Source organism: Streptomyces sp. NPDC014870 (assembly GCF_043081505.1).
In the GTDB taxonomy this organism is placed as follows: Bacteria; Actinomycetota; Actinomycetes; order Streptomycetales; family Streptomycetaceae; genus Streptomyces.
Genome location: NZ_JBIBWQ010000002.1, coordinates 309,330 through 327,974, shown reverse-complemented (window position 1 = coordinate 327,974; position 18,645 = coordinate 309,330). Strand labels below are relative to the sequence as shown.

General features: G+C 74.0%; 14 protein-coding genes. 5 read left to right on the top strand and 9 right to left on the bottom strand.

Annotated features, from left to right (window positions below; all coding sequences use genetic code 11):
* Positions 1-115 precede the first annotated feature (115 nt).
* On the top strand, positions 116-2,884 hold the full coding sequence (locus tag ACF09C_RS06085; RefSeq protein WP_392089233.1) for a SpoIIE family protein phosphatase: 2,769 nt from the start codon (positions 116-118) through the stop codon (positions 2,882-2,884).
* 69 nt (positions 2,885-2,953) lie between these two features.
* Here the strand turns inward: ACF09C_RS06085 and ACF09C_RS06080 are convergent, their stop codons facing one another.
* A complete protein-coding gene (locus tag ACF09C_RS06080) occupies positions 2,954-5,014 on the bottom strand; it encodes a SpoIIE family protein phosphatase (protein ID WP_392089231.1) in 2,061 nt (686 codons plus the stop codon).
* Between the two features lie 240 nt (positions 5,015-5,254).
* Here ACF09C_RS06080 and ACF09C_RS06075 point away from each other — a divergent pair, with 240 nt between their 5' ends.
* Positions 5,255-7,183 carry a glycoside hydrolase family 5 protein gene (locus ACF09C_RS06075; RefSeq protein ID WP_392089229.1) on the top strand — a complete coding sequence of 643 codons (1,929 nt, stop codon included), beginning with the start codon at positions 5,255-5,257 and terminating at the stop codon, positions 7,181-7,183.
* Here ACF09C_RS06075 and ACF09C_RS06070 read toward each other — a convergent pair.
* Together ACF09C_RS06070 and ACF09C_RS06065 are read right to left on the bottom strand one after the other, a co-directional pair.
* Positions 7,122-8,345: an aromatic amino acid transaminase gene (locus ACF09C_RS06070; RefSeq protein WP_392089227.1), complete on the bottom strand. Its 1,224-nt coding sequence runs from the start codon at positions 8,343-8,345 to the stop codon at positions 7,122-7,124. The genes ACF09C_RS06075 and ACF09C_RS06070 overlap by 62 nt on opposite strands.
* A complete protein-coding gene (locus ACF09C_RS06065) occupies positions 8,338-9,366 on the bottom strand; it encodes an EamA family transporter (RefSeq protein WP_392089225.1) in 1,029 nt (342 codons plus the stop codon). The genes ACF09C_RS06070 and ACF09C_RS06065 overlap by 8 nt, the downstream gene beginning before the upstream one ends.
* 140 nt (positions 9,367-9,506) lie before the next feature.
* Between ACF09C_RS06065 and ACF09C_RS06060 the strand changes: the two genes are divergently transcribed.
* Positions 9,507-9,965: an Lrp/AsnC family transcriptional regulator gene (locus tag ACF09C_RS06060; protein WP_392089223.1), complete on the top strand. Its 459-nt coding sequence runs from the start codon at positions 9,507-9,509 to the stop codon at positions 9,963-9,965.
* A gap of 37 nt (positions 9,966-10,002) precedes the next feature.
* On the opposite strand, the gene ACF09C_RS06055 is transcribed toward ACF09C_RS06060, so the two are convergent.
* Positions 10,003-10,560, bottom strand: a complete 558-nt coding sequence (locus ACF09C_RS06055) for a tellurite resistance TerB family protein (RefSeq protein WP_392089221.1) — start codon at positions 10,558-10,560, stop codon at positions 10,003-10,005.
* Positions 10,561-10,711: 151 nt separating this feature from the next.
* Between ACF09C_RS06055 and ACF09C_RS06050 the strand changes: the two genes are divergently transcribed.
* Complete coding sequence (locus ACF09C_RS06050; protein ID WP_392089219.1) at positions 10,712-11,692, top strand: MerR family transcriptional regulator; 981 nt, start codon at positions 10,712-10,714, stop codon at positions 11,690-11,692.
* Between the two features lie 43 nt (positions 11,693-11,735).
* Here the strand turns inward: ACF09C_RS06050 and ACF09C_RS06045 are convergent, their stop codons facing one another.
* The 5 genes from ACF09C_RS06045 to ACF09C_RS06025 form a co-directional block, all read right to left on the bottom strand.
* A complete protein-coding gene (locus ACF09C_RS06045; RefSeq protein ID WP_392089217.1) occupies positions 11,736-13,253 on the bottom strand; it encodes an SDR family oxidoreductase in 1,518 nt (505 codons plus the stop codon).
* Positions 13,254-13,372: 119 nt separating this feature from the next.
* On the bottom strand, positions 13,373-13,891 hold the full coding sequence (locus ACF09C_RS06040; protein ID WP_392089215.1) for an O-acetyl-ADP-ribose deacetylase: 519 nt from the start codon (positions 13,889-13,891) through the stop codon (positions 13,373-13,375).
* A 79-nt stretch (positions 13,892-13,970) separates the two neighbouring features.
* Entirely contained in the window at positions 13,971-15,383 is a 1,413-nt protein-coding gene (locus ACF09C_RS06035) for a phytoene desaturase family protein (RefSeq protein WP_392090235.1), read from the bottom strand.
* Positions 15,384-15,458: 75 nt separating this feature from the next.
* Positions 15,459-16,316, bottom strand: a complete 858-nt coding sequence (locus tag ACF09C_RS06030) for an inositol monophosphatase family protein (protein WP_392089213.1) — start codon at positions 16,314-16,316, stop codon at positions 15,459-15,461.
* 85 nt (positions 16,317-16,401) lie between these two features.
* Entirely contained in the window at positions 16,402-17,829 is a 1,428-nt protein-coding gene (locus tag ACF09C_RS06025) for an amidase (protein WP_392089211.1), read from the bottom strand.
* A gap of 147 nt (positions 17,830-17,976) precedes the next feature.
* Here ACF09C_RS06025 and ACF09C_RS06020 point away from each other — a divergent pair, with 147 nt between their 5' ends.
* Positions 17,977-18,615 (top strand): DNA alkylation repair protein, encoded by a 639-nt coding sequence (locus ACF09C_RS06020; protein WP_392090233.1) that lies wholly within the window; start codon positions 17,977-17,979, stop codon positions 18,613-18,615.
* The last annotated feature ends 30 nt before the right edge of the window (positions 18,616-18,645 follow it).

Genomic DNA, 18,645 nt, shown 5'->3' with positions numbered 1-18,645 from the left:
GGGGAGCAGCATGGAAGGAGTGGATCCCCGAGGCCGCCGGCGGGCCGAGGAACCGAGGAAGTGGACGGGTGACTGCAGAATCCCTGACGACAGCCGAACCAGCGAGAAGCACCCCATGAGCGGACGGCTCGGCCACCGGCCCAAGGGGTGGGGGCTGCGCAGCGTCGCAGGGCAGGTGTTCGCCCTCCAGGCGGTCATCGTCGTGGTGCTGGTCACCGTGGGCGCGCTGGCCCTGATCTTCCAGGCCCGGTACAACACGGAGACCGACGCGCGCAACCGCTCCCTCGCTGCCGCTGAGGCCTTCGCGCACGCTCCCGGCCTGCTGGACGCGCTCCGGTCCCCGGACCCGACCGCCGAGCTCCAGCTGCGGGCCGAGGCCGCCCGTACGGCCGCGGGCCTCGACTTCCTCGCCGTGATGACCCCGGACGGGATCCGCTACACCGACTCCCGGCCGGAGCTGATCGGGCAGCGGACCACCGGCGACATCGCGCGCGCCCGGGCGGGCGAGTCGTTCACGGAGATCTTCTACGGTGAGCCGTCGGACGCGGTCCGGGCCGTGGTTCCGGTGCGCACGGACGACGGCGACGTCGTGGGGCTGGTCAGCACGGGCATCGAGGTCGAGAACGTCGGCAACGTCGTCGAGGGCCAGCTGCCGCTGCTGCTCGGCACGGCCGCGGGCGCCCTGCTGCTCGCGGTGGGCGGCGCGGCGCTGGTGAGCCGGCGGCTGCGCCGGCAGACGCACGGGCTCGGGCCGGTCGAGATGACCCGGATCAACGAGCACCACGAGGCGGTCCTGCACGCGGTGCGCGAGGGGGTGCTCATCATCGACGCGGACCGGCGGCTGCTGCTGGCCAACGACGAGGCCAGACGCCTGCTCGACCTGGGGCCCGACGCCGAGCAGCGGCACGTCACCGAGCTGGGTCTCGACCCCCGTACCGCCGCGCTGCTCTCCGCCGACCGGGTGGTCAACGACGAGGTGCACCTGGCCGGGGACCGGCTGCTGGCCGTCAACGTACGGCCCACCAAGCCGTACATGGGCCGTCCCACCGGGACCGTGATGACGCTGCGGGACTCGACCGAGCTGTCCACCGTCTCCGGGCGCGCCGAGGTCGCCCGGGGGCGGCTGCAGCTGCTGTACGAGGCAGGGGTGCGGATCGGCACCACCCTGGACGTCGTGCGGACCGCCGAGGAGCTGGCGGAGGTGGCGGTGCCGCGCTTCGCCGACTTCGTCACGGTGGAGCTGCCCGAGTCGGTGCTGCGGGGCGAGGAGCCGTCGCGCGCGCTCAGCGAGATGCGGCGGACCGCGCTGCGGGGCATCCAGGAGGAGCATCCCTTCCAGCCGGTGGGCGACCGGATCCGGTGCGTGGTGCCGTCGACGCCGATGGCGCAGGCGCTCGACAGCGGTCGCGCCGTCCTGGTGGCCGAGCTGGCCGCGGCCGACGGCTGGCGGGCCCAGGACCCCGAGGGCGCCTCGGGGGCCCTGGAGTACGGTCTGCACTCGCTCGTCGCCGTGCCCGTCGTCGCCCGGGGCGTGGTCCTCGGAATGGCGAACTTCTGGCGCTCGGAGACCGAGGAGCCGTTCGGGGACGAGGACCTGAACTTCGCCGAGGAGCTGACGGCGCGGGCGGCGGTCTCCATCGACAACGCCCGCCGCTTCACCCGCGAGCACGAGATGGCGGTGACGCTGCAGCGCAGCCTGCTCCCCCGGATCCTGCCCGACCTGTCGGCGGTGGACGTGGCGTACCGCTATCTGCCGGCCAAGGCGGGCGTCGGCGGCGACTGGTTCGACGTGATCCCGCTGCCGGGGGCCCGGGTGGCGCTCGTCGTCGGCGACGTGGTCGGGCACGGGGTGCACGCGGCGGCCACCATGGGCCGGCTGCGGACGGCGGTCCTCAACTTCTCCACCCTCGACCTGCCGCCGGACGAGCTGCTCGGCCACCTCGACGAGCTGATCGACCGGATCGACCGGGGCCCGTCGGAGGGCGGCCCCGACAGCGGGACCGCGGCCGAGGGCGGTGCGGGCGACGCACATGGCGAGGGGCAGGAGCGGATCACCGGAGCCACCTGTCTGTACGTCATCTACGACCCCGCCGACGGCCGCTGCACCATGGCCAGGGCCGGGCACCCCGGGCCCGCGCTCGTCCACCAGGACGGCCGGGTCGAGTACCCGGACGTGCCCGCAGGGCTGCCGCTCGGGGTGGGCGGGATGCCGTTCGAGACCACCGAGCTGCATCTGCCGGAGGTCAGCCGTCTGGTGCTGTTCACCGACGGCCTCCTGGAGGCCCGCGACCGGGACTTCGACACCGGTCTCGGGCTGCTGGGCGAGGCGCTGGCCACCACCGGCCGCAGCCCCGACCAGGCCTGCACGGACATCCTTTCGGCGCTGCTCGTGCCGGTCCCGGACGACGACATCGCGCTGCTCGTCGCCGACACCCGGCGCCTCGAGTCCGAGCGGATCGCGGAGTGGGACGTGCCGGCCGACCCGGCGAACGTCTCCCGGGTCCGCAACGAGGGCGCCGCGCGGCTCGCCGACTGGGGTCTCGACGAGGTCGCGTTCACGGCCGAGCTGATCCTCAGCGAGCTGATCACCAACGCCATCCGGTACGGCGCCGAGCCCATCCGGGTCCGGCTGCTGCGCGACCGCCGGCTGATCTGCGAGATCTCCGACGGCAGCAGCACGGCCCCGCATCTGCGGTACGCGGCGACGACCGACGAGGGCGGGCGCGGGCTGTTCCTCGTCGCGCAGTTCGCCGAGCGGTGGGGCACCCGCTACACCGACCGGGGCAAGGTCATCTGGGCCGAACTGCCGCTGACCACGGCCGACTCGGAGCTGCCGCCGATGCCGGTGCCCGACCTGGACGCGCTGGAGGACCTCGCCTGGTGAACCCGGACGGGCGCGCCGGCCTCAGCGCGGGAAAGCCTCGGGGCGGGGAGGCCACAGCGCGGGGAGCGCTCAGCGCAGGGCTGTACGGGCCAGCAGGACCGCCACGTCGTCCCCCGGCGCGCAGGGCAGGAGCTGGTCGAGGATGGCCTCGCAGACCTGGCTGAGCGGTCGTTCGACGTCGACCAGCGCCTCGGCGAGCCGGTCCATGCCCTCGTCGAGGTCGCGGTCCCTGGCCTCGATGAGGCCGTCGGTGTAGAGCACCAGGAGGCTGCCGGGGGGCAGCAGGACCTCCTCGGTGGCGAAGGCCTGCCCACCGGTGCCGAGCGGGGTGCCCGGCGGCCCCTCCAGGAAGGTGATCGCCCCGTCGGCGGTGGCCACGGCGGGCGGCGGGTGTCCGGCGCGGGCGAGGACGACACTGCCGGTGGCCGGGTCGTGCACGGCGTAGACGCAGGTCGCCATCTCGTCCTCGCCCAGGTCGGCGACGACGGCGTCGAGGGAGTGCAGCAGCTCGGCGGGGGGCACGCCGTGCCGGGCGAGGGTCCGCACCGCCGTACGGAGCTGGCCCATCACGGCGGCGGCGTGGATGCCGTGGCCCATGACGTCGCCGATGACGAGCGCGGTCCTGCCCTCGGGCAGGACGATGACGTCGAACCAGTCGCCGCCGACGTCGTGGTCGCTCGCGGGCAGGTAGCGGCCGGTCAGCTCCAGGCCCTCGGCCTTCGGCAGGCCGCTGTTGGTGAGGCTGCGCTGGAGGGTGAGGGCGGCCTCGCGCTGGGTGGTGTACATCCGGGCGTTGTCGATGTTCAGGGCGGCGCGGGCGACGAGTTCGTCGATGAGGACGAAGTCCTGCTCGTCGAAGGGTTCGCGGTCGGAGAGCCGGGTCACGGAGACGGTGCCGAGCACCCTGCCGCGGGCGACCAGCGGGACGATCCGCGCGCAGCCGATGCTGGCCTCGAAGTAGGCGCGCAGGGGTTCGGTGCGCGGGTCGGGGAAGAGCGCGGGCAGGTCGGAGTGGTGGAGGTTCATCGGCCTGGCGTCGGTGATGACCTGCTCGTACGGGGTGCCCAGCGGGATCTGGAAGGTCTGTCCCGGGACGAGCACCGCGGTGGGGGCGGTCGGGTCGGGGAAGGTGGCGGCGAGGCGGCGCAGCAGCCCCTGGGTGGCGGCGCCGACGTCGTCGGGTTCGAGCACGGATTCGAGCAGCTGGACGTCGGCCGAGTCGGCGAGCTGCGGGACGAAGAGCTGGACGATCTCCTCGGCGGTCTGGTGCAGGTCGAGGGTGGTGCCGATGGTCTTGCCCGCCTCGGCGAGCAGGGCGAAGCGCCGGTTGGCCCGCTCGGCCTCGACGAGCGCCCGCTGGCCCTCGGTGATGTCGATGAGGGAGGCGATCAGGCCGAGCCGGCGGCCCGAGCCGTCGACGAGCGGGGCGTAGGAGCAGGACCAGGTGCGGTCGTGCTCGGGGTCGGCCGGGGTGCGGCCGGTGCGGCGTACGTCGACGACGGCCCGGCCGCTGTCCAGGACCTGCCGCATGGTGGCTTCCAGGGCGACGGCGTTGACGCCGGGCACGACCTCGGTGAGCCGTTTTCCGAGGTGCTCGGCGGGTGAGAGGCCGTTCATCCGCGCCAGCGCGTCGTTGACCCGGATGAACCGCAGGTCGTTGCCGAGGGTGGCGAGGCCGATCGGTGACTGGGTGAAGAGGCTCTGGAGCGCGGCGAGCGAGTCCCGCATGCGCAGGACCTCGGAGGTCTCGACGGCGATGAGCATGGCCCCCGGTCGCCCCTGGGGGTCGACCTCGGGGACGATCCACATCTCCATGGTCACTTCGTGACCGTCCCTGTGCCGTACGGGCAGGGTGCCGACGACGGTCTCACCGGCCTGGACGCGCAGGGTCAGCTGGTCGGCGAGCTGCTGGTTGGCCTCGGGCACCAGAATGGGCGCGGCGGGGCGGCCGATGACTTCCTCGGGGCGGTATCCGAGCAGGTCCTGGGCGGCCAGCGACCACTCGACGACGCACCCGTCCGCGTCCTCGCGCCAGAGGGCGATCGGGAGGACCTCCCGCAGGACACCGGCGTAACCGATGGCCGCCGGCGGTCGCTCCGGCGTCTGGCTCGCCGACTCAGAAGTGTCCAACGGTTCGACCTAACCCCGGGGGGTGTCTTCCTACTCGATCACCCTATCCGAGCCCTCGTCACGGAGCCTTGCGGTTCGGCTGAGGGAGTGGCCGGGACCGCCGGGGTCGCAGGGCCGAGGGAGTGGCCGGGCCGGGGTCGTACGGCTGAGGGAGTCGCCGGGCGCCGGGGGGGTTCCGCCGTAAACGACTCGCCGGTAACTTGGCGCCGCCCACTCCCCCACCGTCCTGGCAGGTACCAGATGCAGAGCTTGTTACGTGTGGTCCGAGGCGCCCTGCTCGTGGGCGCCCTGCTGGCCCCGGCCGTCGTGCCGGGCGCCGCCGCGGCGCGGTCCGGCCCGCCCTCCGAGACCCCCTCCGCGGCAGCGGCCACGGCCGCCGTCGACTGGACGCCGCCGCTGTCCACGCGCGGCCGGTACATCGTCGACGCCGACGGCGACCGCTTCCGGCTCCGCTCGGCGAACTGGGACGGCGCCCAGGGCTCGTGGAACGGCTCCGGCGACCTCGCCGACCCCGCCAACCACCACGCCGGGCAGAACGCCCACGGCATCCCGATCGGCCTGGACCGCGTCCCGCTGCCCACCCTCCTCGCCGACTTCCGCGCCCTCGGGCTCAACAGCATCCGGCTGCCGTTCTCCAACGAGATGCTGCGCGCCACCGCTCCCGTGCCGGACACGGCCGTCGCCGCCAACCCGGGGCTGCGCGGCAAGAACCCGCTCCAGGTCTTCGACGCCGTCGTCGCCGCCCTCACCGACGGCGGGTTCGCCGTCGTCCTCAACAACCACACCGTGACGACCCGCTGGTGCTGCGGCGTGGACGGCAACGAGCGCTGGAACAGCAGCGGGCAGTCCACGGCCCAGTGGGCCGACGACTGGGTCTTCATGGCGAAGCGCTACCGCGCCAACCCGCGCGTGGTCGGCGCCGACCTGTACAACGAGGTCCGGCGCGACATCTGGGACGACCCCAACTGGGGTCTCGGCGACAACCACGACTGGCACGCCGCCGCGCAGGAGGCGGGCGACCGCATCCTCGCGGAGGCCAACCCGGGCCTGCTCATCGTCATCGAGGGCATCAACTGGCAGGGCATCCCCGTGGACGGCTTCCCGCACGGCCGCCCCGCCCTCGCCCCGGTCCGTACCCTGTCGCACACCCTCGTGGTCTCCGGCAAGCTGGTCTACTCGGCCCACTTCTACGGCTACACGGGACCGAACCACAGCGGCGCCACCGGCATGGGCGAGACCACCGACCCCCGCTACCAGGACCTCACCCGCGAGCAGCTCCGCCAGGTCGTCCACGACCAGGCGCTGTACGTCTCCGCCGAGACCGGCACGCACGTCACCGCCCCGGTCTGGGTCAGCGAGTTCGGCATCGGCGCCGACGAGCGCGTCGACAGGCCGCGCGCCTGGTTCGGGAACCTGACCGAGCTGCTGCGGGACGCCGACGTGGACTACGCGTACTGGCCCCTGGTCGGCTGGCACACCAGCGGTGGCGGCGGCGACAGCTGGGCGCTGCTGCGGTACGACTCCGAGGGCCGGCGGACCGGCGTCCTGGACGCGGACGACTGGCGCGCCCCGGCCTGGACCGCCCTGACGCGGGCGCCCGGCCGCACGGGAGCGGTGCCCGTCTCCACCGCCTGGTACCAGCTGACGACCGACCACCGCGACCACAACGCCTCGCTGCGGGTGCGGGCCGCGGGCGACTGGGACAACGGCGCCCGCAAGGCCGTCTGCCCCGACGGGTCCCGGCTCGCCGGGCTCAGCCACACGGGCGGCCGTGGCCTCTGCGTGAGTTCGGGGCTGCGGGCCGGCTCGGGCGGCCACACGGTGGTCCGGGACGAGTCGTACGTCCCGGCGGGCGGGGACTGGGCCTCGGGCTACACCAAGTACCAGTGCCCGGCCGGGCAGTTCCTGATCGGCTACAGCCTCAGGGGCGCGCGGGTCTCCGCCGCCCTGTGCGCCCCGGCGGGCACGGCGCTCCCGGCGGGCGCGGGACGCACGCTGTGGTTCGACCGCGGCGACAACCGCCCGGCCGGTAACCCCGGTGGCGAGTACGCCCAGGGCCACTACAAGGGGCAGTGCGCGCCCGGCGAGTACGCGGCCGGGATCGCGTTCACCACCCGGTTCGGGGCCCGGCCGTCACCGGCCGCGCTGCTGTGCCGCCCGGCGGTGTAGCGGGCGAGTCCAGCGCGGCGGCGACGGACTGCGCCAGGAACGGGATCCGGTGCGCGCAGACCCCCGCGATGTTGATGCGGCCGGCGTCCGTCCCGTAGACGCCGGACCGCTCGCGCATCCGGCGCATCTGCTCCGGCGTCAGGGGGAGCATGGAGAACATGCCCTTCTGGCGCCGGAGGGAGGCCGCCGCGTCGGGGTGGCCGAGGGCGTCCAGGTGGGCGACGAGGTCCGCCCGGTTGGCGGCGATCCTGCCGCGCATGGCGTCGAGTTCCGACCGCCAGGTGTCCCGGAGCCCGGCGTCCTCGAGGACGGTGGCGACGACGGCGGCGCCGTGGTCGGGCGGCATCGAGTACAGCACGCGGGCGGCGTTCTGCAGGGCGGTCTCGACGTGCCGCAGGGTCTGCCGGGACGGGCCGAGGACGATGGCGCAGCCGGTGCGGTCGCTGTAGAGGCCGAAGTTCTTGGAGCAGCTGACGGCGATCAGCACCTCGGGCAGCCGGTCGGCCAGCATGCGGGTGGCCCACAGGTCGGCGTCGAGGCCGTCGCCGAGGCCGTGGTAGGCGAGGTCGACGAAGGGGACCCAGCCGTTCGCGCCGGCGAGCCCGGCGAGCGCCTCCCAGGTCTCCGCGTCGGGGTCGGTGCCCGTGGGGTTGTGGCAGCAGCCCTGGAGCAGGACCACGTCGCCCCGGCGCGCGGCGCGCAGGTCCTCCAGCAGACCGTCGCCGTACCGGTACGTGCGGACCGTGAGCCCCGCGCCTTCGAGGATCGGGCGGTGGTTGACGTACGCCGGGTCGCTGATCCACACCGTGGTGCCGGGGCGGGTCTGGCGGACGAGATCGGCGAGGAGCCGCAGGGCCCCGGTGCCGGCCACGGTCTGGACGGCCGTCGCGCGGGCGGTCCGCTCCTCGGTGCCCAGGACCATGGAGACCATGGACCGGTTGAAGGCGGTGTTGCCGGAGAGGCCCCGGTACTCCTTGGAGGCGGCCCGGTCGGCCAGGCGTATCTCGGCCTCCTTGACGGCGGCCATCACCGGGGTGACCCCGGTGTGGTCGCGGTAGACGCCGAGGACGAGGTCGAGGCGCTCGGGGCGCGGGTCGGCGGCGAACTCGGCCGACAGGTCCCACAGCGGGTCGACGGGCGGGGCGGCGAGCAGCTCAAGCATGGGCGGAGACCTTGGTTCGGGGGCGCCGGTTGGCGAGCGCGACGCCGAGGGTGATGAGGGGGACGCCGACGAGGACGGACAGCGTGGGCGACTCGTCGAGGAGCGGGACGGCGAGCAGAACGACGACGACCGGGCTGAGGCTGCCGACGACGGAGCTGCGCTCGGGGCCGAGACGGCGGATGGCGAAGGCGTACAGCAGTCCGGCGCAGAGCCCTACGCCCAGTCCCTGGACGACGAGGAAGAGCGCGATGTCACCGGCGGCGGCGTGGGCGAGTCCGGTGGGCAGCACGCCGGTCAGGGCGAGCAGGGCGACGACGGCGAAGGAGGGCAGGCAGAGCAGGCCGATGGAGCCGATCGGGTCGAGGTCGACCTCGCGCAGGCCCACGGTGTAGAGGGCCCAGAGGCCGCTGGCGAGCAGCAACGTTCCGGCACCGAGCAGGACGTCCGCGTCCAGGGCGGCGGTGTACCGCCAGACCAGGGCGCCGACCCCGGCGACGATCAGGGCGAGGCCGGCCGCCTGGGTTCCGCGCGGGGCGCTCTTCCCGCCCGCGACCATGAGCGCGGAGACGAAGAGCGGGACCATGCCGGGGACGATGGCGCCCACGAAGGCGGCCGAGGTCAGCGAGCCGCCGTACATGGCGGCGAGGAAGAAGGGGACGCCGGCACCGCAGACGATCTTGGCGGCGGTGGCCGGCCGCACCGCGAGGAGGCGCCGGCGGCGCCGCCACAGGGCGGGGGCCAGGACCACCAGCGGCACGCCGAAGCGGAGCAGGGCCGCGTCGGCGGGCAGCAGGGTGGAGGCGCCGAGGGCGCGGGCGCTGAGCGCGAAGGCCGCCCAGATGGCGACGGTGAGGAGCAGGGCGACGAGGCCCACGGCCTGCGGCGAGAGCCTGCCGCCGCCGGTCCGGGTGGAGCTGCCGGTCCGGTCTTCGCCGCCGGTCCGGTCGTCGGCGCCGGTCCGCTCGTCGGCGCCGGGCGCCTGCCGCAGCGGCGGTGCTCCCGCCGTCCGTATACCCCCCACGAGGAGCCTCCCGCTCGAATCCACTGGTTTCGAGCAACGGTAGGGCTTGTGGCGGGGCAGCCGATTGCCAGTTCTGCCCTCCAGACCTACCGTGGGGGCAGGATCTGCCAAGGATCGGTCGGTAGCAGCGAGGAGTGGGCGTGGACGCCGTGGACTTCCAGATCATCCGCGAGCTGCAGGCGGACGGCCGCCTGTCCAATCAGGACCTCGCCGACCGGATCCGGCTCTCCCCCTCCCCCTGTCTGCGCCGGGTGCGCCGGCTGGAGGAGGCGGGCCTGATCCGCGGCTACACGGCCGTCGTGGACCAGGTCGGCTTCGGGCTGCCGATCACCGTCTTCGTACGGATCCGGCTCGAACGCCACACGCGCGAGATCGTCGACGTCTTCGAGGACCACGTCGCCCGGATCGAGCACATCCAGGACTGCTATCTGATGGCGGGCAGCAGCGACTATCTGCTCAGGGTCGTGATCGAGAACCTGGAGGCGTACGAATCCCTGGTGCGGCACCGGATCCACGCGATCCCGGGCATCGCCTCGATCGAGTCCAGCTTCGCCTACGGCAGCGTGAAGCAGTCCAAGGTCTACCCGCGCCCGGCCTGAGCCGGGCGCGGGCAGGGAAGGTCCGCGGCGGGGAGGGTCAGAGGCCGAACTCCTGCGGGGAGACCCCGAGCGCCGCGCACGCCTCCCGCAGCACCTGCTCCTCGGCCGGGGCGACGTACCCGTCGGCGCCGGCGACGACGAAGCCGGTCTGCACGACCGCCTTGGCCTCCACGGGCTTCTTCGCCGCCTTGGCGATCTCCTGCAGCGCCTCCGCCTTGCCCTGCTGGAAGTTGTACGTCAACTGGTCGACGTGCTTGTTGAACCGCTCCCGCAGCTGGTCCGGCGGGAAGTTGCGCAGGACGTCGTTCTGCAGGATCAGCGACTCCACGTGCTGCCGCTCGGCCGGGTCGACGGACCCGTCGGCGGCCGCGACCAGCGCGCACATGGCCATGCTGGCGTCCCGGTACGCGCCGCTCTTGAGCTCCGTCTTCAGAGAGGCAAGCTGGGTCTTGAGCACGCCCACGAGCTGGGCCTTGGACCCCCCGCCCGCTCCCCCGCCCGGCCGGGCCGAGGTGCCGGAGCCGGCGCCGCGCGCTCCCTGCGCCTGCTGCTGCAGCCCCTTGGCCTGGTCCTTGATCCGGTCCCACATCGCCATCCGTGCCACCTCGCGTACGCGTTCGCTGCTCCGCGCGAGTACCGCGCGTCCCCCTGTGAACTCTCCCGGGCCCTCGCGAGTTCCCCGCAGGGGGCCGGGGCAGCCCTGGACGTCGCATCGCTTGTGCGTCGTACGGCCCTAGACTGGACGCATGGGAGACGGCACGACCGGCATCACGACGGGGGCCGTCGCGCGGCGCCTGGGCGTCTCCCCCACCACGCTCCGGTCCTGGGACCAGCGGTACGGCATCGGTCCGGCCGCGCGCGAGAACGGCCGGCACCGGCGCTGGACACCGGCCGACGTGGCCATGCTGGAGGCGATGTGCCGCCTCACCACGTCCGGCGTACCCCCCGCGGAGGCCGCCCGGCTGGCCCGGACGGGCACCACGACCCCGGCGGCCGAGCCCACCGCGACGACGGCGCCGCCCACCCGTGCCCCGGGGTCCGGCAACGGGCTGCCGCTCGCCGACGTGCGGCAGGAGTTCCGGGGTCTCGCCCGGGCCGCGGTGCGCCTCGACAGCCCGGCCATGGACACGCTGCTGCGCGGCCTGCTCACCACGCACGGACTCGTCACCTCCTGGGAGGAGGTCATGGGGCCCACGCTGCACGCGGTCGGCCGCAAGTGGGAGTCGTCCGGCGACCGGTACGTCGAGGTCGAGCACCTGCTGTCCTGGCACATCTCCACGGCCCTGCGCAGGACGGCGGACACCGCGCGTCCGCACCGCGCCGACGCCCCACCGGTCCTGCTGGCCTGCGTCCCCGGCGAACAACACACCCTCCCCCTGGAGGCCCTGACGGCGGGTCTGACCGAACGGGCCCTGCCCACCCGGATGTTCGGCGCCTCCGTGCCCGCCGAGGCACTCGGCTCGGCCGTCGGACGGCTCGGTCCGCTGGCCGTGGTCCTCTGGTCCCAGTCCCGTTCCACCGCCGCGCACGCCCTGGCCCAGCACGTCGCGGACACCTCGTTCGGGGTCAGAGGCGCCCGGACGCGCCCGCTGGTGCTCCTCGCCGGTCCCGGCTGGGCGGGCAGAACGCCCGCGCCGGGCATGCTCCGCCCGACCGGCCTGCGCGAGGCGCTCGACGTCCTCACCCACCGCTACACGGACCTCCCGCTCCTCCCCGACCGGCCATGACGCAGACGCGTCGTCCGTGCGTCGCTCGGGGACGCGGCGAGCGTCACCGCCGCCGTTCGACGGTCTGCCCGGCGCCTCCCGCGGCCCCTTCCACGGCGCCTTCCTCGGCCGTACGGGCGATCCTGCGGGCCATGCCGCCGAACACGACCGCGTGGAACGGGGCGACACTCCACCAGTAGAGCTGGCCGGCGAGACCCCGCGGATGGAAGAGGGCGCGCTGCCGGTACCGGGACCTGCCGTCGCCGTCCCGCTCCGCGTACATCTCCAGCCAGGCCTTGCCCGGCAGCCGCATCTCCGCCCGGAGCCTGAGCATGTTCCCCCGCTCGATCTCCTCCACGCGCCAGAAGTCCAGGGCGTCCCCGACGCGCAGGGAGGCGGCGTCACGGCGACCGCGACGCAGCCCGGCCCCGCCGACGAAGCGGTCGAGCCAGCCGCGAACGGCCCAGCCGAGCGGGAAGGAGTACCAGCCGTTCTGACCGCCGATCCCCTCGATGACCCGCCACAGCTCCTCGGGGCGGGCCTCGACCTCCCGTTCCCGTTCGTCGGTGTACAGGCTGCCGCCCGCCCAGTCGGGGTCCGTGGGCAGCGGGTCGCTGGGGGCGCCGGGCAGCGCGGCCGAGGACCAGCGGGTGACGACCTGGGCGTCGCGCACCCGCTGGAGGGCGAGGGCCAGGGCGCGGTCGAAGGGCAGGGGCGTGCCCGGCGGGTCGGGGACGTGGCGGGCGATGTCGTGCTCGGCGCACACGACCTCGTACCGGAGGGATTCGGCGAGGGGGCGGGCCAGCGCGGCGGGTACCGGGGTGACGAGACCGATCCAGTGGCTGGAGAGCCGTGGGGTCAGCATCGGCACGGGCAGGATCAGCCGGCGGGGCAGCCGGGCGACCTGGGCGTACCGCTCCATCATCTGCCGGTAGGTGAGGACGTCGGGACCGCCGATGTCGAAGGCGCGGTTGACGTCGGCCGGCATCTGGGCGCTGCCGGCGAGGTAGCGCAGGACGTCCCGGACGGCGATGGGCTGGACCCGGGTGCTGACCCAGCTCGGGGTCACCATGACGGGGAGGCGTTCGGTGAGGTAGCGGAGCATCTCGAAGGAGGCGGAGCCGGAGCCCACCACGACGGCCGCCCGCAGGACGGTCGTCGGTACCCCGGACCCGAGCAGGATCCTGCCGACCTCGGCCCGGGAGCGCAGGTGCGGGGACAGCTCGTCGACCGGGATTCCGGCGGGGGTGAGGCCCCCGAGGTACACGATCCGGCGGACCCCGGCGGCCCGGGCCTCGGTCGCGAAGGTGCGGGCGGCGAGGCGGTCCGTCTCCTCGAAGTCCCGCCCGGAGGTCATCGAGTGCACGAGGTAGTACGCGACGTCCACGTCGCGCAGCGCGGGCCGCAGGCTGTCGGCGTCCCTGACGTCGCCCCGCACCACCTCGACGCGGTCCGCCCACGGGTGGTCGCGGAGGTGGGCGGGGGTGCGGGCCAGACAGCGGACGGTGTGCCCGGCGTCGAGCAGTTCGGGCACGAGCCGGCCGCCGATGTAGCCACCCGCGCCGGTGACCAGGCACTTCATGGGCGGGCACCCCTTTCCGTCGGGTCCGGGACCGTCATGCCCCGGACGGAACGCCACACAGAGTTCGCCCTGAGCCGCCTCGCCGGATGCGCGGCCGCCGGATGCGTGCGGCGGAGCGGTCAGCGGGTCTGGATCGCGAACTCCCGATAGGCCGTCTCGTCGAAGAGGACGAACCTGACCTCCTCGACGGCGGTCCCCGCGCTCCGTACCGTCTCGACCGCGATGCGGGCGCCGTCGTCCAGCGGCCAGCCGTAGATCCCCGTCGAGATGGCCGGGAAGGCGACGGTGCGCGCGCCGAGGTCGTCCGCCACACGGAGCGACTCGCGGTAGCACGAGGCGAGCTGCTCCGAGCGGTCCTCGTCGCGGGACCAGACCGGGCCGACGGTGTGGATCACCCACCGCGCGTCGAGCCGGCCCGCCGTGGTGGCGACGGCCTTGCCCGTGCGGAGGCCCTTGCCGTAGTGGCCGGCCCGGAGGGCGCGGCACTCCGCCAGGATCTCGGGGCCACCCCTGCGGTGGATCGCGCCGTCGACGCCGCCTCCGCCGAGGAGGGAGGAGTTCGCGGCGTTGACGATGGCGTCCGCGTGCTGCTCGGTGATGTCCCCGAGAACGAGGACGATGGCCGGGTGCGTGGTCATAGGACCATCATCACCCGGCGACCCGTCATCGCCCGGCGACCGGACATCACCCGGCGACCCGTCATCACCCGGCCGTCCGTCATCGTCCCGTCGCCCGGAGCCTGCGCCAGACCGCCTTCGCCGCGTTGTGCCCGGACATGCCGTGCACGCCGGGACCGGGCGGGGTCGCCGAGGAGCAGAGGAAGACGGCCGGGTGAGGGGTCGCGTACGGGAAGAGCGACAGCTTGGGGCGCAGCAGCAGTTGGAGTCCGCGCGCAGCGCCGCAGGCGATGTCGCCGCCCACGTAGTTGGCGTTGCGGACGGCCAGTTCCGCCGGGCCCGCCGTGGCGCGGGCCAGGACGCGGTCGCGGAAGCCGGGGGCGAAGCGCTCGATCTGGCGCTCGATGGCGTCCGTGAGGTCGCCGTCCCAGCCGTTCGGCACATGGCCGTACGCCCAGAAGACGTGCTTGCCCTCGGGGGCGCGGCCGGGGTCGACGAGGCTGGGCTGGGCGGTGATGAGGAACGGCGTCCGGGGCGCCGTGCCGGAGGAGGCCTGGCGCAGCGCGGTGCCGATCTCTCCGCTGGTGGGTCCGATCTGGACGGTCCCGGCCGCACGGGCCTCCTCGGCCGTCCAGGGCACGGGGCCGTCCAGGGCGTAGTCGATCTTGAAGGCTGCGGCGCCGTACCGGTAGTGGTCGTAGTACCCGCCGAAGCCGGCGATCCGGGCGAGGGCGGTGGGCGAGGTGTCGAAGACGTACGCGCGGGCCGGCGGCAGGTCGTCCAGCCGCTTGACCTCGTAGTCGGTGTGGACCGCGCCGCCCAGGTCCTTCAGGTACGCGGCGAGGGCGTCCGAGATCGACTGGGAGCCGCCCCTGGGCAGCGGCCAGCCGTGCTCGTGCGCGGCGAGCGCGAAGACGAGCCCGACCGCCGAGGTGGCGAAGCCGTCGAGCGGGGCGATGACATGGCCGACGAGGCCGGAGAAGAGGGCGCGCGCCTTCTCGTCCTGGAAGCGGCGGGTGAGCCAGGTCGAGGGCCGCAGCCCGTCGAGCCCGAACCGGGCGAGGGTGACCGGGTCCCTGGGCAGCGCGGTGAGCGGCAGGGACATGAAGTCCCTGGTCAGGGTGGACCACTTGCCGAGGTACGGGGCGACCAGGCGGCGGTAAGTGCCGGCGTCGCGCGGCCCGAAGGAGGCGGCGGTCTCGGCGACGGAGCGGGAGAGCACGGCGGCGGTGCCGTCGTCCCACGGGTGGGCCATGGGCAGCCGCGCGTGCAGCCACTCCAGGCCGTACCGGTCGAGCGGCATGGTGTTGAAGACGGGGGAGCCGATCCCGAGCGGGTGCACGGCGGAACAGGGGTCGTGGCGGAAGCCGGGGAGGGTCAGCTCCTCCGTGCGCGCACCGCCCCCGACGGTGGACTTGGCTTCGAACACGGCGACGGAGAAGCCGCGTCGGGCGAGTTCCACCGCGGCGGTCAGTCCGTTGGGTCCCGCTCCCACGACGACGGCATCGAGCATCGACGGCACCTTGGACTCCTTCGTCAGTCAGCCGATGGCCAAGGCTCCCAGGATATTCCGGCGCGTCGGCGCGGATCACCGCCCCTGGAGCAGTGTCCGGATCCGCTCGGCGGTGGCCTGGTCGCGCGCCGCGGTGAAGGGCAGCGCGTTGCCACCGGTGATCCGGAACGGCTCGCCCGCGACGGTCGTGTCCGCGCCGCCCGCCTCGGCCACGAGGAGCAGGCCGGCGGCGTGGTCCCAGGCGTACTCCCAGGAGAAGGCGGTGGCGTCGAGGTCGCCCCGGGCCACGGCCAGGTACTCGAGTCCGGCGGAGCCGCAGGGACGCGGGTGCACGCCCTCGACGCGCAGGCCGAGCAGGGCGGCCTTCTGGTCGTCGGTGGTGTAGTCGGGGTGGGACGTGGCGACCCGCAGGGCCGCCCCGGGGGCGGGCGAACCAGCCCGTATCGGCGCGCCGTTGAGCGTGGCGCCGCGCCCGCGCACGGCGATCGCCATCTCGTCGAGCACGGGGGCGAAGGTCCAGGAGGCGAGCAGCTCGCCGCGGACCGCGAGGGCCACGAGCGTGCAGAACCCGGACTCGCCGCGCACGAACTGGCGGGTGCCGTCGACGGGGTCCACGATCCACACGGGGGCGTCGCCCCGGATGGCTTCGTACACCGTCGGGTCGGCGTGGACGGCCTCCTCGCCGACGACCACCGAGCCGGGGAGCAGAGCCGTGAGGGACGCGGTGAGGTGGGCCTCGGCGGCCCGGTCGGCGACCGTCACGAGGTCGTGCGGCCCGTTCTTCTCGTCGATCTCGTGCGCGTCCAGCTGCCGGAAGCGCGGCGTGATCTCGGCGGCGGCCGCCTTGCGGACGGCCTCCTCCACCTCGGTCGTACCACCGCCGAGGACGTGCTCGAGAAACTCTTCGGTCGTGCGTCCAGTCACTGCAGTCATGCGTCCAGCTAAGCACGGCGGTCTGACACCCGAAGCGCCGTCCTCGTAACCCTCCGTTTCCCCGCGGAGTACCTCTCGGACGGTTTCACCCCTTGGGGGCGGGCCGCGTCCGGTCCGGCGCGGGCGGGCGGTGGGCGAACCACTTCTGGTCGTCCTCCAGTTGGGCCGCGAGCGAGACGAGGAGCGGCTCACTGCCCGCGGGCCCGAGAAGCTGGGCGCCGACGGGAAGACCCTCGGGGGTGAAGCCGGCGGGTACGTTCACACCCGGCCAGCCGAGGACGTTCCAGGGCCAGGCGTACGGGCAGGCGGAGGCCATCGTCAGGTCCGTGCGCCAGGCAGGCATGGCGTCGAAGGTGCCGATACGGGGCGGGGGAACGGCCGTCGTCGGCGCGAGCAGCACGTCGTACGTGTCGAAGAGCGCGCCGATCCTGCGGTGCTGGCGGGATTCGCGGGCGCGGGCCGCGCGCAGGGGCCGCCCGGCGAGCCTGCGACCGCTGCCCGCGGCGCTGCGGGTGCGCGGATCGAGCAGCTCCGGCTGAGGGTGCCGGTCGGCGTACTCGGCGATCCCCGCGGCCGCGCGCGGCAGGAAGCTCAGCCCGATGAGCCCGTAGCGGGGGCGCGCCTCCTCGACGGTGTGACCGAGACCGCTGAGCGCGTCGGCGAGATCGGCGACGGCGCGCCGTACGGCGCGGTCGAGGGGGTTGTACGTGGCGGTGAACGGCGCCTGCCAGGCGAGCGCGATCCGCAGCCGGCCGGGCTCCCTGCGGGCCGCGGCCGAGGCGTCGACGACGGTGGGCTGGAAGCGGTCGCCGGGATGCGGCCCGGCGACCGCGTCGAGGAGCAGGGCGGCGTCGCCGACGGTCCGGGCGAGCGGGCCGTTGACGGTGAGTCCCTGGAAGCAGTCGTCGTACGGGTGGACGGAGACCCGGCCGCGCTGCGGTTTGATGCCGACGAGGTGGGTCCAGGCGGCGGGTATGCGGATGGAGCCCGCGCCGTCGGAGCCGAGCGCGGCGGGCACGATCCCGGCGGCGACGGCGGCCGCCGATCCGCCGGAGGAGCCACCGGGGGTGTGATCGGTGTTCCACGGGTTGCGGGTGGCTCCGAACGCCGGGCCCTCGGTGAACGGCCACTGGCCGAGCTCGCAGGAGTTCGTCTTGCCGACGATCACGGCCCCGGCCGCCTTGAGCCGCCGTACCGCCTCGCCGTCCTCCGTCGCGGCGGGGATGTCCCCGGCGCAGCCGAAGCGGGTGGGCAGCCCGGCGACGTCGGTGTCGTCCTTGACGGCCATCGGCACGCCGAGCAGCGGCAGCCGTTCCCCGGCGGCGAGCCTGCGGTCGGCCTCCGCGGCCTCGGCGAGGGCGGCCTCCGGGCGGATGCAGCGGAAGGCGTTCAGGGTGGGTTGGGTAGCCTCGATCCGGTCGAGGGCCGCCTGGACGAGGGCCGTCGAGGTGACCGTACCCTCGGCCAACTGCCGCGCCCGCTCGGCCAGTCCGCTGTGCTCGACCGCGCTCACGCCAGCCCCCTCGTCTCGAAGATGCCGGAACCTTACTGGAGAGTAGCCTCCTTGTCAGCAGGGTCACGTAGGCTGATCGGGCAGGTGGATCGGGAGGAGACCGAGGTGGCCGCGACAGACTCGACCGGGACGACGGTCGCCGAGGTGATGGCCGAGCTGGCCGCCCTCGAAGACCCGAAGGCGCGCGCCGTGAACGAGCGGCACGGCGACGATCACGGCGTGAACCTCGGAAAGCTGCGCGCGGTCGCGAAGCGGCTCAGGACGCAGCAGGAGCTGGCGCGCGGACTCTGGGCGACGGACGACACGGCGGCGCGCCTGCTGGCGATCCTGATCAGCCGCCCGAAGGCGTACGAACAGAACGAACTGGACCGCATGGTGCGCGAGGCGCGCGCCCCCAAGGTCCAGGACTGGCTCGTGAACTACGTGGTGAAGAAGAGCCCGCACGCCGAGGAACTGCGCCTCGCCTGGACCGCCGATCCGGACCCGGCGGTCGCGAGCGCAGGCTGGGCGCTGACCGCCGAGCGCGTGGTGAAGAAGCCCGACGGCCTGGACCTCGCGGGACTCCTCGACGTCATCGAGTCGCACATGAAGGACGCTCCGGACCGCCTGCAGTGGGCCATGAACACCTGCCTGGCCCAGATCGGCATCCAGCACCCCGCGTACCGCACCCGCGCGATCGGCATCGGCGAGAAGCTCGAGGTCCTCAAGGACTACCCGACGTCCCCCGGCTGCACCTCCCCGTTCGCGCCGATCTGGATCGACGAGATGGTCCGCAGACAGGGCTAGGGACTGACCGGCGGATCGCGGCCCCCGCGC